This is a genomic window from Maricaulis sp., from assembly GCF_017642925.1.
GTDB lineage: Bacteria > Pseudomonadota > Alphaproteobacteria > Caulobacterales > Maricaulaceae > Maricaulis.
Map to the genome: position 1 here is coordinate 210,578 of NZ_JAEPOL010000002.1, position 14,664 is coordinate 225,241.

Below are 14,664 nucleotides of genomic sequence, written 5' to 3' on the forward strand. Positions count from 1 at the left end.
CTGACAGTGCTTGCGACCGTATATCCGGTCTCATGGTCGGTCTCCCGGACCGCATGCGGTCAGAAGGTAGCGCGAACGCCCACCGTGATTGTCCGGCCGCCATTGAACTGCATATTCGCCGGATAGAAGAAGTCCGGAGACCCTTCCCCGCCATAGGAGCCCGTTCCGAGGATCACTTCTCCCTCATCGTAACTGGAAAGCAGGTTGTCGCCTTCCAGGAAGAAGATGTAGCGGGCGCCGCCACGCTCGAGCGTATAGCTGGCCATCAGGTCCAGCGTCTCGAACTCCGGCACAATCGTGTTCAGGTTGAACTCGTCATAGGCCCGCACCAGCTCGGATTGATAGGTATAGAGCAGGCGCCCCGAGAAGCCTCCGGCCTCGTAGCCGACCGACAGGTTGCCGGCCCATTCGGCCTGGTTGGCCAGTGGCCGTTCGAGATTGAGTGCGAAAGTATCGCCGTTTTCGTCGACTGCACTGACATCGGTCCCGAAAGCGGCCTCCGTCCAGGTCACATTGCCCATGATCTGGACATTCTCCAGGAAGCGCGGCCAGCTCGCGGGCAGGAAGTCCAGATTGGTCGCCCCTTCGAACTCGAACCCGTAGATCTCGCCGCCCTCGCCATTCTCCGGGCGCTGCAGATAGTAGCTCGTCGCCGGCGACAGCGCGAGTTCGGGCCGGGTGGCAATCAGCGGCGCCAGAAGCTCCGCGATCCGCCCCTCGATATCGGCAGGATTGGCGACCTGCACGACATTGGTGATGTTGCCGGAGATGTCCTTGTAGAAAATCGCCCCCTTCAGATAAGCTGGCCGGTCGCCGAAATAGCGTTCCAGGCCGATCTCGAAATTGTCGTTGATCTCGGGGTCGAGCTCGGGATTGCCCTCGCGGATCGTCGCCTCTTCCTCTCCGGGGCGCTGGTCGATCACGATGGTCAGCGGACGGTTCACAGCGATCAGGGACGGGCTGAAGATGGTACGGTTATAGGCAAAACGGCCCACCCAGTTGTCGCCCGAGCGGTAGGTCGCGACGAGGCTGGGCAGGAATTTGTCGTTCGTGCCGGAATTGTCGTAATAGCCGATCAGCCCCGCGTCGATGAGTTCCCCACGCTCGACATACACGCCATTCGACTGGCGATAGATCGGGGTGGAAATGGCATTGCCCACGGTTTCCACCTGCTCGAAACGGGCACCCCCGGTAACCGTAAGATCACCGACCTCGACCTCGCCCTGAAGGTAGGCCGCCATGCGCGTCTCTTCAGTCCGCGCCGTCGACAGTGCGCCGGAATTGTCAACCGGATCCGTGCGATTGTCGAACAGCCGATACGAGCCCGGATTGGCGTTCGCATAAGCGGTGACACCATCAAAAATGGTGCGCGCCGCGCCGCTCTGCAAAGAGGGGAGAACCACCTCTCCTGCACCGATCGCACCCAGATCGATGCGATCGAATACGCCGCCGAAATCATTCGCGGTCTGCCGCGTGGCTCCGGTTCTCAAATAATAGAACGCCGTCGGAGCGGACGTCGAAAGCACGTCATCGGAATTCACGCGCTCGGAGTCATCGTACTTGATACCGAATTTCACATTGCTCAGAAAAGTCGATGCAAAATCATACTGGGTATCGAAGGCGACCGTCAGAAAATCCGCCGTGTTGTTTGACTCGATCTCCGACGCCGTGGCGACATAATAGGTCTCCGGGTCGAAGAAGAAGTCGCGACCGGCCTGTGAAAGGGACAGGACCGGGATGCCGTCGCCGGCATAATTGACGACGCCGCCGACCATGCGATCGGTACCGCCGGCGTCCGGATTGATGACATAGTTGGCCGGATCATAGAGCGACGCCACATCCGTGTTCGTGTCGGAGATTATCGAAATGGTCGTTTCGTCGACTTCCCGCGACGTCGTCGAGTAGCCGACCTTGTACTCGAAGGTCCAGCTGTCATAGACGGTGTCGCCGCGGATGCTGAAAACGTCGGTAGTCGTGGTTTCCACCCGGCTGCTGACACCCAGTGTCGGGCGGAAGGCACGGATGTATGTCCGGTGGCGCTCCTCCCCGCCGAGTTCCGGAATCGGCATCGTCGTGGCGCTGGTCAGACTGGAGGCTGAAGTCCGCGACGTGCTGCGTGTGTCTTCATTGGTTATATGCTGGTACTCGGCCCGCAAACGCGTGGAATCGTTGACATCCCACGCTGCGAAGACCGAACCTGTGACATTCTCTACAGAACGGTCGCGCACGAAGGTATTCACACCGGTCACAAGACGGTCGGGCAGCGCGTCGTCGAACGGATAATTGTAGGTATAGGGAAGCTCATAGATGGAGTCGTATCCCGCCGGCAGCACGGGCGCATCGATATCCACGAAACCGATATTGAAGTTGCGGCGATCGGATGTCCGGTACTGGATATTCCCGCCGATCGCAAAATTCTCCCGGAGCTGCGTGACCGCCGACGCATTATACTGGCTCTCATTGCCGAACACGTCGCTATCGGGCATTTCGTGCTCGGCGCCGATGCTGAAATGACGCTCGCCATAGTCCAGCGCGCTGCGCGTCTCGATCTCGATCAGGCCGCCATTGGCGGTGCCCTCGTTTTCCGGCAGCAGGCTCTTCTGGATGGTGATCTGGCTGATATTGTCGGCGAGATAGCCGGTCAGGTCGACAGCGCGTTCGATGCCTGTGCCCTGCAGCTGCAGCCCGTTCAGCTGGATATTGATCGCTTCGGACGTGATGCCGCGCACCGACACCCGGTCGCCCTCGCCCGTTTCGGAATCCCGCTCGAAGGAGATGCCGGGAACGCGGCGCAGGGCCTCGGCGACGGACTCGGCGGGAAATGTGCCCAGCAGGTCGGCCGAGATGACCGTCTGGTTGTTCTCCGCATTGCGCTGCTGGTTCAGGGCCTGCAGAAAACCGCCGCGATTTCCCAGCACGACAATGGTTTCAGTGCCGCTGGGATTGAGCGTGAAATCCTGGTCGACCTCTTCGCCGGAGCCGACCCGGATCATCAGGCTTTCCTGCCCCGCGCCGACATATTCGGCGACGATCTCGTAGTTTCCCGGCGGCACGGCCGGCATGCGGTAGAAGCCGCGCTGATCGGTCACCGTGCGGATCGAGGTATTGGCGAGACGGATCACTGCACCGGCGAGGCCGGTTCCGGTATTGCTGTCGGTCAGGCGGCCCTCGATCGAGCCCGGCGCGCCGGTCTCCTGAAACCTGGCCGCCTCTTCCTGCTCCTCCGGACCGCTCCGTGTGGCATCCGGCGTGCGCGCATTGCCGCCGGTTTCCGGCGGATCGGTCACCACGAAGACATCAGGCCGCGTCTGCTGCACTGCGAGGCCCGTCCCCGCGAGCATTTCCTGCAGCATGGCTTCCGGCGAGGCGCCGGCGGAGACAGAACCCGCGTGCTTGCCCGCAACGACGTCGGGAGAATACAGGATCTCCACATTCTGCGTATTCGCCACACGGTTCAGCGCCGCAGCGAGATCTTCCCCCTCGCGTACGTCCTGACCATAAGCCGGCGACAGCGCGGCCAGCGCCAGCGATCCCGCCAGGGCCGTCGAGGCCAGGAGTTTGTTGAAAGCAGCCATTATCAGTCCCCATTTATCTGTAGCTGACCCCCTGAAACGCGGCGTATGCGGAATACCTCCAATTTTTTTCGCGGCGGCTGCAGGCTTTTTGCACCGGGCGCAGTGTCGATGAAGATTTTGTGGAGGGAAGTACGCGATGCAGCGTCTTGGTGGGCATCCATACTGAAACGACGCTTGTACCCAAGGAGTCCCGATGTCGCCTTCACGATCCCTCGCCGCCCTGCTCGCGGCGACGACGATGCTGACCGCGCCTGCCCTCGCACAGGATGCCTCCGCCGAACGCCCGGGCTTCGCCCATATCGGCAGCGACCTGCCGCACGATCCGCGCATTCATTATGGCGAGCTGGACAATGGCGTGCGCTATGCCGTGATGCAGAATGACAGCCCGTCCGGCACGGCCTCGATCCGCCTGCGCATCGCCGCCGGCTCGCTGGCCGAAGCCGAGGGCGAGGGCGGTATCGCCCACTATCTCGAACACATGGCCTTCAACGGGTCGGAGAATTTCGAGGAAGGCGAGATGGTGCGCACCCTCGAGCGTCACGGCCTGTCCTTCGGCGGCGACACCAACGCCCATACGAGCTTCGACGAGACGGTCTACAAGCTGAACCTGCCCAATACCGACGAAGACACGTTCGACGTCGCCATGATGCTGATGCGCGAGACGGCCGAATACCTGACGCTGGCGGATGAGGCGATCGACCGCGAACGCGGCATCATCCTGTCGGAAATGCGCAGCCGCAACACGCTGCAATACCGCGAGATCCTGGCCAACTGGGCCTTCCTGACGCCGCAGAGCGGGCTGGTGGAAAGCATGCCGATCGGCACGCATGACTCCGTCTCCGGCCTGACTTCGGAACAGATCCGCGGCTTCTACCACACGCACTACCACCCGCAGCGCGCCTTCGTGGTGATCGTCGGCGACCTGCCGGTCGAGCGGGCACAGGCCTATGTCGAGCAATGGTTCGGCGACTGGGAAAGCCCGCGCGAACCCGGCCCGATCGTGCGCACATCCGGACCGTCGGCAATGACGCCCGGCGCCGTGGCGCAATTCGCCGATCCCGACGTCATGCCGTCTGTCTCGATCGCGGTCCAGCACCCCTATGTCGACGAACCGGACAATGCCGCAACGCGCCGCCAGACCCTGGTCGAACAGCTCGGCAACCGTATTCTCTCGCAGCGCTTCCGCGTGCTCTCGCACGAGCCGGACGCCACCGTACAGCGCGGCTTCGTGCGTTCCGGCAAGCTGCAGGGTTCGGTCGAGACCGCCACGATCGAGATCGGCGGGCACCAGGAGAACTGGCAGGCCAATCTCGCCCTCGCCGAGCAGGAGCTGCGCCGCGCCCTGCAGCACGGTTTCAGCGAGGCGGAGCTCGCGCGCGAACTTGTCGAACTGCGCGCCCATTACGAGAGCGAGGCCGATGCGGCCGATTCCGCCGAAACCCATTCGCGCTTCGGCGGCCTGACGCGCGAAATCATCCAGGCCTATGACAGCGACCGGGTGATGATGCACCCGGCCGACCAGCTCGCCTGGTTCGAGACGGCCTCTCAGGATGTCACCGCCGAGGAGGTGACCGAAGCCTTCCGGGCCAACTGGACCGGTTACGAGACCCCGCTGGTCTTCCTCTCCACGACAGAGGAAGTGGAAGATCTGGAGGCGCAGGTTGCCAGCATCCTGGCGGAAAGCCGCACAGTCGCCGTGGAGGCACCCGAGGATGATGGCGATCTGGAGTTTGCCTATACCGATTTCGGCGATCCGGGCACGGTCGTGTCCGATGTCACGCTGGACGAGGAGGATGCCCGCCTCGTGCGCTTTGCCAATAATGTGCATCTCAACATCAAGCGCACTGAGTATACCGAGGGCGAGGTGCAGGTGGTGGCCCGTGTGGGCGATGGCGCCCTCTCGCTGCCGCGTCGCGACGAAGGCCTGCGCCGGCTGGCGCTGAACCTGCTCAACAGCGGCGGCCTGGAGGCCCATACCAGCCTGGAAATCGACCGCATCCTGGCCGGCTCCGGCATCGGATCGCGCCTCTTCTTTGCCGAAGACAGTTCGAATATCCGCCTGTCCGGCACGGCCCCGGTCGACCGCATGCCCGACCTGCTCAACCTGCTCACCGCCTACACCACGGCACCGGGCATGCGCGAGGATGCCGGCGAGCGCTACAAGGACCGGCTGAGCACTTGGTATCCGACCCACGACTCGACACCGATGGGCGTTGCAAGCCGCGAGATCCCGCGCCTCATCCGCTCCGGCGACCGGCGTTTCGGTTTCGACGATCTGGACAATTTCCTCGATGCCGACCACGCCGAAGCGGCGGCCTGGCTGGAGGAACAGCTGACCCAGGGCGCCATCGAACTGACCGTGATCGGCGATGTCGATCCGGACGCCGTCATCGCCGAGGTCGCGCGCACTTTCGGTGCGGTCAACACCCGCCCCGAAGCACGCGGCAGCTATCCCGAGCAGACGGCGCTGGTCTTCCCGGACGGCGACGAAACGCCGGTCACCTTCACCCATACCGGTGAAGCCGACCAGGCGCTGCTGCGGGTCTACTGGCCCACGCCGGACGGAACGGATGTCCAGACCACCCGCGAGATGCGTGTCCTGCGCGGCCTGGTCCGCAACCGCATGGTCGACGAGATCCGCGAGCGCACCGGTGCGGCCTATTCACCGGGCGTCGGCATGTATTCCGATCAGGAATTCCCGGGCTATGGCTACATCTTTGTCCACCTCGAGCTTGAGCCGGAAGGCGTTCCCGGCGTGCTCGACCAGGTCGACATGGTGGCCTCGGAGCTCCGCTCCGGCAGCATCGGCGAGGACGAATTCCAGCGGGCGCTCCGGCCGATCGCGGGCGATCTGGAATCCTCCACCCAGAACAATGGCTATTGGGACTATGTCCTGTCCGACGCCCAGTCCGGCGGCTGGGGTCTGGACGATCACCGCACACGGGTGTCCGGCTATGAGGCGGTGTCGCTGGAAGACGTGCAGACGCTGGCGCGGGAGGTCTTTGCCGAGGGCAATGCCGTGCGCGTGCAGATCCTGCCCGAAGATGCGGCCGGCGATGCCGGCGGCAGCGCCGACGGCGTCTACTAACCCCCACGGCCGTCGCAACGGCCATGGAAAGCCCCTGCCGCACCCTCCGCGGCAGGGGCTTTTTTTCTGGCCGGGCGAACGGGTATCGAGGCCGAAGCTAGTCCGTCCCGGCGGGCTCGCGGACGACCGTGCGGAAGCCGATATGGCTGGCCGAGAAGTCCCATTCCTGGGGCTGGCGGGCGGCCGGGCGGAAGCGGGCACAGAAGTCCGAGGCGCACAGATAGGAGCCGCCGCGGATCGTGCCTGCCGCGCCGCTCGCGTCGAACGGGCTGGCGGTCCACTCCCAGACATTGCCGATCATGTCGAAAGCGCCGAACGGATTGGCGTCATAGCAGGCGACCGGTGACAGTCCGGCAAACCCGTCATCGCCGCGATCGATGACCGGGAAGACGCCCTGCCAGGTGTTGGCCCGCCAGTCCCCGCCCGGCCGGAATTCCTCGCCCCAGGCATAGTCGGTGCCGTGACCGCCGCCGCGCGCCGCGATCTCCCACTCATCCTCGTCCGGCAGATCGGCTCCGGCCCAGTCGGCATAGGCGCGCGCATCGGCATAGGCGACATGGACCACCGGATAGCCCGCGCGGCCCTCGATATCGCTGCCCGGTCCCTCCGGATGACGCCAGCTCGCCCCCGGTACGAAGCGCCACCAATAGCCCGTCCCGGCATCGACGCCGAACACGGCCGAACCCGGCTCCAGCAGGGCCGGATCGATATCGGGATAGTCGGCCGGATCGGGCTGGCGCTCGGCAATGGTGAGATAGCCCGTCGCCTCCACGAAGGCCGCGAACTGGGCATTGGTGACCTCGTGCGCATCGATACCGAAGCCGGCGGTTGTAACGGTGCGCTCGGGCCTTTCCTCCGGATTGCGCACCGGACCGCCGATCAGATAGTCCCCGGCGGGAATGGCGACGCGTTCACCCGGCGTGACCGGGCGGCAGGCTTCGGCGTGCGGCGCGGGCGCGGAGGAGCCACCCGCGCCGCATCCCGCCAACATCCATGCCAGGCCCAGGACTGGCGGCAGGCGGGAGATCATCGCCAATGGGAAAACTCCACAGCCTCCGACCCGGCGGGCAGCCGGATCACATCGCCATCGCGGGCCAGGCGCACCGGCCCGTCGAACCGCGCCCGCGCCTCGCGCAGGAAGGCCGGCTCCATCAGCCGCGACGGCACCGGCGGCACGACATGGGTCAGCACCAGGGCGCGTGTGCCGCTGGCAGTCGCGGCCTCGGCGGCGCCGGCCGGCGTGGTGTGATAATCGAGAATATCCACCGTGATCGTCGCCAGACTGGCCAGGCCGCGATCCGATGCGGCCTGCGTGATCGGCGCGACCATGCGCGGTTCCAGCGCTTCGACGATCAGCACGTCGGCGCCCTCTGACAGGACCGCAAAGCCCGGCGAGCGCCCGGCATGCAGATCGCCGCTGATCACCAGCGAGCGGCCGGCATAATCGAACCGGTAGGCCACGGCCGGATCCGCCGGCGCATGATCGACCCGCACCGCGCGCACGACGAGATCGCCATCCTGATAGACCGTGACAGGCGCGGTACCGTCGCCCGGCTGGAAGACCTGCGCTGCCAGTCCGCGCCCGGCGGGCGGCGCGATGGCGGCTCCGTGATGGCCGGTGCGATAGGTGCTGTCGAGCGCATAGGCGGCGTTGAACCCGTCGACCACGGCCTCGACGCCCGGCGGACCGTGCACCGGCAGCGGCGCTTCGGCGGCGCGGCCGATCCAGCGCTGCAGGCCCAGATCGCCCAGATCGCTGAGATGGTCGGAATGGAAATGCGTCAGGAAGGCCGCCTCGATCGCGCCGGCCGGCAGGCCGGACAGGAGCAGGTTCGCCACCGATCCCGAGCCGCTGTCGACCACGAAGATCCGCTCGCCCGCGATCACGGCGACACAGGCCTGCGCCCGCGTCGGGTCGGGCAGCGGCGAGCCGGTGCCGCAGAACATCACATGCAGCCCGTCAGGCAGTTCGCCCAGCCGGTCGCGGCCCACGCGCTGCGAAACCTGCTGGGCAAAGGCGCGCTCGCCCAGGCCCGGCAGAAAGGCCTTCGCCGACACGGCCAGCAGAGCCAGCACCCCCAGAACCACCGCCGCGATAAGGATCAGACGTTTCATGCGCCTTGCTCCGCCATGTGTTGAAGGGCGTCCTCGACGACCCAGAGCCGGTCCTGGCCCCAGACGGCGCAATCGCCGGCCCGGTAGCTGGGCACGCCCCACAGGCCGAGCCCGGCCAGTTCGGTGCGATGCCGTTCGGCGACCGCCCGCCAGCTCTCGTCCGCCAGGGCGGCATCGACATCGGCGCGGTCCAGCCCGGCGCGTTCGGCCATGATCCGCAGGCCGCGATCGCTGCCGCCATCGAGCCCCTCCGACCAGGCCCCGCGCAGGAAGCTCAGCAGGAAGGCCTCGCCCTTGCCCTGGCCGATCGCGCGATGCAGCACGGCCAGACCGCGCTCGGTGGGCCGCCCCAGCGGATCGGAGATATCGCCGAAGGGCAGGCCGAGCCGCTGCGCCTCGCGGGCGCAATCCTTGAGGAAATAGACGCCCTTGCGGCGCGGCACCGGCAGGCTGCGCATCACCATGGGCAGGACGAAATGGATATCGACCTCGACATTCCAGCGCCGCGCCAGCGCAAACACGCGTTCGGCCGCGAGATAGGTGTAGGGGCTGCGCAGGGAGGGGTAGAAGGTCAGCCGCGCCCCACCGCAATCGCCTGTCCGGCTGCTCTCGTGCAGCACGGGAATTTGTGGCGTGAGGCCCGCATCACCTGCCTCGCCGATCAGCCGCGCCTCGAGATGGTGCAGCCGGTCGGCCGCCCAATACCATTCGCCCTCATACCAGAGCGTCGCCGACTGGAAATGCCCCAGCCGGTCGCGCAAGGCCTCGCCCGCCTGGCGGGCCGCCGCGGCCCTGATCCCGCCCGGCGGCAGATCCCCGCCGCTCCACAGGGCGGTATCGATTGCGGCAATCCGCTCCAGCGCGTCCGGAGCATCGAGACTTTCGGCCGCCGCTGCTTCGGCCGCCGCGATCCGCTCGGCCGTCGGCGGATTGGTGAGGTCCGGCACATCCAGGCCCAGACGCCGGGCCAGCCGGGCGCTGTCGGCGAGGGCGAAGGCGTCGAGCTGGTCCGGTTCCGGCGCGACAGCCGCTTCCGGCAGGCCGACGAGATGGCAGACAATGTCGGCATCGAAACGGTCGGCAAGCGCGCGCACCAGGCCCGGCATCAGCACGCTGGCGGGATCGCCGAAGCGGTGGAAGTAGAGGAATTGCCGGCGCGTGCCCCGGGCCTGCCGCTTGCGCCGGGCCGACAGGCGGGCCGCATCGCGCCGCTTCAGGCTGGTCACCCGGCGATAGACGAGACGTTTGAGCCAGTTACGCATGCCGGTTCTCAATTGGGCCAGTGGACATAGTCATCCTCCGCCGTGCGCGGCTCCAGGAGGTGCCGGTCGATGAAGACAGGCGGCTCGACGAGGCTTGGCCAGATCGGCTCGGCCTGCTCGGCATCCAGAGCCTCCAGCCGTGCCATCATCGCGGCAAGGCGCGCCGGTTCGGCGTCTGCCAGATCGGTCTGCTCGGTCGGATCCTCGGCCAGGTTGAACAGCCAGGTGCGTTGCGGATGTTCGGACACTTGCAGCTTCCAGCCCTCGTGCATGAGCACGCGATAATGGCCGGACCGCCAGAACAGGGCGCGGTCGGGGGCCGGACCGCCCGTGGCGACATCGATCAGGTCGATACCGTCAATGGTCCGGTCGCCCGGCAGGTCGGCCCCGGCCGCGCGCGCCGCCGTGGTGAAGAGATCGACATGAGCGGCGGGCGCCTCGATGACGGTGCCCGGCGTCACCCGCGCCGGCCATTCCACCAGCATGGGCACGCGGATGCCGCCCTCGAAAAAGGTCGCCTTCCAGCCGCGGTAAGGCGCGTTGAGATCGGGAAAGCCGATATAGCCCGGTGCGCCATTGTCCGAGGAGAAGACGATGATCGTGTTCTCCGCCAGCCCCTCTTCCGCCAGGGTCTCGCGCACCCGGCCCACGGCCCGGTCGACCGCCCGGATCATCGCCGCATAGATCCGCAGCCGCTCATCCTCGATATGCGCCAGCGCCTCGACGTCCGAACGCAGCGCCTGCAGCGGCGTGTGCGGGGCATTGAGGGCGAGATAGAGGAAGAAGGGCCGGTTGCGGTTGGCCTGGATGGCGCTGACCGCCTGATCGGCGAAATAGTCGGTCATATAGCCATCCGGCGCAAAGCGCTGCGAGCCGTTCCAGCGCACGGCATAGTTCAGATTGGCCCACAGGAAGGGATCGATCGGATCGAAATCCTGGCGCAGATTGACCGCGTCGGGATGGTCCGGCGGCAGGAAGAGCGCGGCGCCGGGGTAGAAGCCGACCCATTCGTCAAAGCCCTGGTTCTGCGGCTGGAAGGGTTCTGCGGCCCCCAGATGCCACTTGCCGATGAACAGGGTCCGGTAACCGCTGTCGCGCAGGATTTCCGCCATGGTGATCTCTTCCGGCGGCAGGCCCTGCTGGTCGGTCGGGATCGCCTCGGCAACCCGGTCCTCATGGAAGATCGCCTCGCGCGGGCCATAGTCGAACGAGCCGACCAGGCGGTGGAAGGCCACCGGCGCCGGTGTGAATTCAAAACCGAACCGCGTCGCATAGCGGCCGGTCATGATCGCGGCGCGCGAGGGCGCACAGGTGGCATTGCCGGCATAGCCGTTGACGAAGACCGCACCATTGGCGGCGATGGCGTCGATATTCGGGGTCGGCACATCGCCGGCCGCCAGCCCGCCGCCGAATGTGGTGATGTCATTGATGCCCAGATCGTCGACCAGGATGACGATGACATTCGGCGACCGCTCGCCCGGGGCGGTATCGGCCGTCTGCGGCCCCTGATCCCAGACCACCTGTTGCGTCTCGCCGATCGGATCGCGCCAGCGGTCGAGCATGCCGGGCAGCGCAATCCGGTGAGGCCAGGCCAGCGCCAGCGCGCCGGCGAGCAGGACGACAATGCCGCCGAGGATGAAAAGCCAGCGCATCTCAGTCGTCCTTGCCTGTGGTTACGATGGTGCGTGCACCGCGCACGAAGGTCTCGGCCTTGTTCTTCGCCTCGCTGCCGCCCAGCAATTCGGAAATATCGACCGGCACCTTGACGCCCGCCTGCGCGGCGGGCCGGTCCTCGATCTGCGCAATCCAGCGATTGAGATGGGGGAAAGGCTCGCGGTCGACACCGGACCAGAAGGCCGTGCGCGCCCAGCACCAGTTGGCGATGTCGGCGATCGAATAATCCCCGGCCAGATACTCATTCTGCGCCAGCTGGCCGTCGAGCACACCGAACAGGCGCGCCGTCTCGGCCTGGTAGCGCTGGATGGCGGCTTCGATCTTCTCCGGCATATAGCGGTAGAAGACATTCGCCTGGCCCATCATCGGCCCCAGCCCGCCCATCTGGAACATCAGCCATTGCAGCACGGCCATGCGCTGTTTGGTGTCCGACGGCATGAAGCGGCCGGATTTCTCGGCCAGATAGATCAGGATGGCGCCGGATTCGAAGATCGTCAGATCGGCCTCGCGATCGACGATGACCGGGATGCGGCCGTTCGGGTTGAGGGCGAGGAATTCGGGGGTCTTCTGCTGGCCTTTCATCAATTCGATCGGGTGCACCTCATAGGGCAGCCCCGTCTCCTCAAGCATGACCGACACTTTCCAGCCGTTCGGCGTCGGCGCCGTGTAGAGATCGATCATCGCGGTCCTCCCCGGAATTTTGTCCTGCTCCCGCAGGCGATTTGACGTGACGCTAGATTGTGGCATTGTGCGTGTCAATTGTTTGCTTTCGAGCGGGAGACGCCTGGCATGCTGCAACCCATCCTTCGTGCGACGACCGGCCTGGCCGGCGCCGGCCTTGTCTTTCTGGGCCTTCTGGCCCTGCTGGTCCCGATGCGGCTGATGCCCCATATCGGGCTGGAAAGCCCCGAGGCGCTGGGCCTCAACTTCATGCGCGGCGATGTCGCCGCCTCGCTCGGCCTGATCGGGCTTCTCGCCCTGCGCGCCGCGCTGGCGGGCGACGGACGGCGTCTGGATATTCCGCTCGCCTGGGCCGGCCTGGTGATCGCAGGACGCCTCCTCGGACCGGTGCTGGATGCCGGCGCCATGGCGCACGCCTCCGCCCTCGTGCCGGGCCTCCTTCTCTTTGCCCTGATGATGCCGGCCCGTCTGTGGCTGCGCCCGGCCGGAGCGGCCGCATGACCCGTCCCGCTCCCACCGACGGGCGTCATGCCCGGCGCAATGCCAGCCGCGAGAAGATCACGCGCGCCTTCCTGGAATTCGTCCGCGAGGGCGTGAACGAGCCCGGCGCCCAGTCTGTGGCGGAACGCGCCGGGGTCAGCGTGCGCACCGTTTTCCGCTGTTTCGAGGACATGGAAGCGCTCTACCAGGAATTGTCCGAGGCCGTGCGCGCTGAATTCCTGCCGCGCGCCGTGCTGGATCTCAACACGGCCGACCGGATGGAGCGCCTGAAACGCCTCGTGGCCAACCGCGTGGCGATGTTCGGCGAGATGGAGCCCTATCGCCTGGCCGCCGAGGATTATCGCGGCCGCTACGAGACGTTCGAGGACGACTACCACTTCCTGCTCGCCAAAGAGCGCGAGCGCCTCGAGATCGCCATCAATCCGGACGGCGCGCTGTCCACCGAACTCTTCGACGCGCTCACTGCCGTCACCGGCTTCGGCTATTGGCGCCGCCTGCGGTTCGATCTGGATCTCAGCCGGGCCGGCGCCGCCCGCGTGATGGAAATGTCGGCCTGCGCCATCCTGGACACGCTGGACCGCATTCCACCGGTCGATGACGAGGGCGGCGTCCGATGAACGCGCCCCTCACCCTCTATGGCGTACCGGCCTCCTATTACACCGGCAAGGCCCGCGCCTATCTGCGCAAGCAGGGCATTGCCTTCGAGGAGTATTCCAGCGCGCATCCAGGCTACGGCGAACGCATCTTCCCGGCGATCGGGCGGTTCGTCCTGCCGGTGCTGGAAACGCCTGACGGCACGATTGTCCAGGATTCCGACGACATTATCGGCTGGCTGGAGGCCCACGGCGCGCCGCGTCTGAGCTGCCATCCGCCCGGACCGGTCCAGCGCGTGCTGTCGCACTTCTTCAACCTGGCGGGCAGCGAAGGCCTGATCCGCATGGCGATGCATTATCGCTGGAGCTATCTGGACCGGCAGGACCCGTTCATCGCCGCCGGCTTCATCCATGGCATCGCGCCGGAAAGCCCGGCGGAAGAGGCCGATGCCCTCGCCCGCCCCATGATGGGCAAGCTGTCGGGCTATCTCGGCATTCTCGGCGTCAATCCCGACAGTATCGAGCATATCGAGGCCAGCTATCACCGGCTGCTCGACGCCTTCCAGGCCCATCTGGCGCACCATCCCTGCCTGTTCGGCGCCTGGCCGAGCCTGGGCGACTACGGGCTCTACGGTCCGCTCTTCGCCCATCTCGGCCGCGATCCGGTGCCCGCCTTCGAAATGAAGCAGCGCGCCCACCGCGTGTTCCGCTGGACCGAGCGTGTTGCCGCGCCCAATCTGGATATCCTGGAATATCCCAGCTATCCGCATCATGGCTTCCTGCCGGACGATGCCGTGCCGGATACGCTGCTGGCGATCGGGCAGGTTCTGGCCGGCGAGCTTCTGCCGGAGATCACCGATCAGGTCGATGCCTTCAATCGCTGGGCCTCGGAACAGACCGGCAGCGCCGGTACGCGCCTGCTCGACAAGCCGCACAAGCGGGCTGTCGGCACCACGCAGACACGCTGCTACGGCATCGGCTTCACCTCCGGCGTCTCGCCCTACCGCGTCTACCTGCTGCAAAGACTGCAGGACGCGCTGGCCGCTCTTGATGACGGGCCGCGCCAGCGCGCTGCCGGCTGGTTCGAAGCCGCCGGGCTGACACCCCTGTTCGACGCGAAGATCGACCGCCGCATTGCCCGGCACGGCAATGCCGAGGTCTGGGAGAGCGACTGA

At 66.2% G+C, this 14,664-nt stretch carries 10 protein-coding genes; 4 read left to right on the plus strand and 6 right to left on the minus strand.

Translation table 11 applies throughout. The annotated features are described in order from the left end of the window. Window positions 1-59 precede the first annotated feature (59 nt). Complete coding sequence (locus JJ918_RS02575) at window positions 60-3,575, minus strand: TonB-dependent receptor (RefSeq protein ID WP_291882831.1); 3,516 nt, start codon at window positions 3,573-3,575, stop codon at window positions 60-62. A 193-nt stretch (window positions 3,576-3,768) separates the two neighbouring features. Here JJ918_RS02575 and JJ918_RS02580 point away from each other — a divergent pair, with 193 nt between their 5' ends. Continuing rightward, a complete protein-coding gene (locus JJ918_RS02580; RefSeq protein ID WP_291882834.1) occupies window positions 3,769-6,663 on the plus strand; it encodes a pitrilysin family protein in 2,895 nt (964 codons plus the stop codon). Between the two features lie 97 nt (window positions 6,664-6,760). Here JJ918_RS02580 and JJ918_RS02585 read toward each other — a convergent pair whose 3' ends face one another. From JJ918_RS02585 to JJ918_RS02605, 5 genes are read right to left on the minus strand one after another with little or no spacing between them, the layout of a single operon-like run. Further along, window positions 6,761-7,699: an SUMF1/EgtB/PvdO family nonheme iron enzyme gene (locus tag JJ918_RS02585; protein WP_367277622.1), complete on the minus strand. Its 939-nt coding sequence runs from the start codon at window positions 7,697-7,699 to the stop codon at window positions 6,761-6,763. Further along, entirely contained in the window at window positions 7,690-8,778 is a 1,089-nt protein-coding gene (locus JJ918_RS02590) for an MBL fold metallo-hydrolase (protein ID WP_291882837.1), read from the minus strand. Before JJ918_RS02590 ends, JJ918_RS02585 begins: the two co-directional genes overlap by 10 nt. Next, window positions 8,775-10,040 (minus strand): DsbA family protein, encoded by a 1,266-nt coding sequence (locus tag JJ918_RS02595; RefSeq protein ID WP_291882840.1) that lies wholly within the window; start codon window positions 10,038-10,040, stop codon window positions 8,775-8,777. Before JJ918_RS02595 ends, JJ918_RS02590 begins: the two co-directional genes overlap by 4 nt. Window positions 10,041-10,048: 8 nt before the next feature. Next, window positions 10,049-11,692, minus strand: a complete 1,644-nt coding sequence (locus JJ918_RS02600; RefSeq protein WP_291882843.1) for a sulfatase-like hydrolase/transferase — start codon at window positions 11,690-11,692, stop codon at window positions 10,049-10,051. 1 nt (window position 11,693) lies between these two features. Further along, on the minus strand, window positions 11,694-12,395 hold the full coding sequence (locus JJ918_RS02605) for a glutathione S-transferase N-terminal domain-containing protein (RefSeq protein WP_291882846.1): 702 nt from the start codon (window positions 12,393-12,395) through the stop codon (window positions 11,694-11,696). Window positions 12,396-12,503: 108 nt separating this feature from the next. Here JJ918_RS02605 and JJ918_RS02610 point away from each other — a divergent pair, with 108 nt between their 5' ends. From JJ918_RS02610 to JJ918_RS02620, 3 genes are read left to right on the plus strand one after another with little or no spacing between them, the layout of a single operon-like run. Next, window positions 12,504-12,896, plus strand: a complete 393-nt coding sequence (locus tag JJ918_RS02610) for a hypothetical protein (protein ID WP_291882848.1) — start codon at window positions 12,504-12,506, stop codon at window positions 12,894-12,896. Continuing rightward, window positions 12,893-13,513 (plus strand): TetR/AcrR family transcriptional regulator, encoded by a 621-nt coding sequence (locus JJ918_RS02615; protein WP_291882851.1) that lies wholly within the window; start codon window positions 12,893-12,895, stop codon window positions 13,511-13,513. Before JJ918_RS02610 ends, JJ918_RS02615 begins: the two co-directional genes overlap by 4 nt. Then, entirely contained in the window at window positions 13,510-14,664 is a 1,155-nt protein-coding gene (locus JJ918_RS02620; RefSeq protein ID WP_291882854.1) for a glutathione S-transferase family protein, read from the plus strand. The genes JJ918_RS02615 and JJ918_RS02620 overlap by 4 nt, the downstream gene beginning before the upstream one ends.

Coding starts and splice junctions, on each gene's coding strand:
- JJ918_RS02590 (WP_291882837.1), bottom strand. CDS start 8,778: ATGAAACGTCTGATCCTTATCGCGGCGGTGGTTCTGGGGGTGCTGGCT.
- JJ918_RS02575 (WP_291882831.1), bottom strand. CDS start 3,575: ATGGCTGCTTTCAACAAACTCCTGGCCTCGACGGCCCTGGCGGGATCG.
- JJ918_RS02580 (WP_291882834.1), top strand. CDS start 3,769: ATGTCGCCTTCACGATCCCTCGCCGCCCTGCTCGCGGCGACGACGATG.
- JJ918_RS02615 (WP_291882851.1), top strand. CDS start 12,893: ATGACCCGTCCCGCTCCCACCGACGGGCGTCATGCCCGGCGCAATGCC.
- JJ918_RS02605 (WP_291882846.1), bottom strand. CDS start 12,395: ATGATCGATCTCTACACGGCGCCGACGCCGAACGGCTGGAAAGTGTCG.
- JJ918_RS02620 (WP_291882854.1), top strand. CDS start 13,510: ATGAACGCGCCCCTCACCCTCTATGGCGTACCGGCCTCCTATTACACC.
- JJ918_RS02600 (WP_291882843.1), bottom strand. CDS start 11,692: ATGCGCTGGCTTTTCATCCTCGGCGGCATTGTCGTCCTGCTCGCCGGC.
- JJ918_RS02595 (WP_291882840.1), bottom strand. CDS start 10,040: ATGCGTAACTGGCTCAAACGTCTCGTCTATCGCCGGGTGACCAGCCTG.
- JJ918_RS02610 (WP_291882848.1), top strand. CDS start 12,504: ATGCTGCAACCCATCCTTCGTGCGACGACCGGCCTGGCCGGCGCCGGC.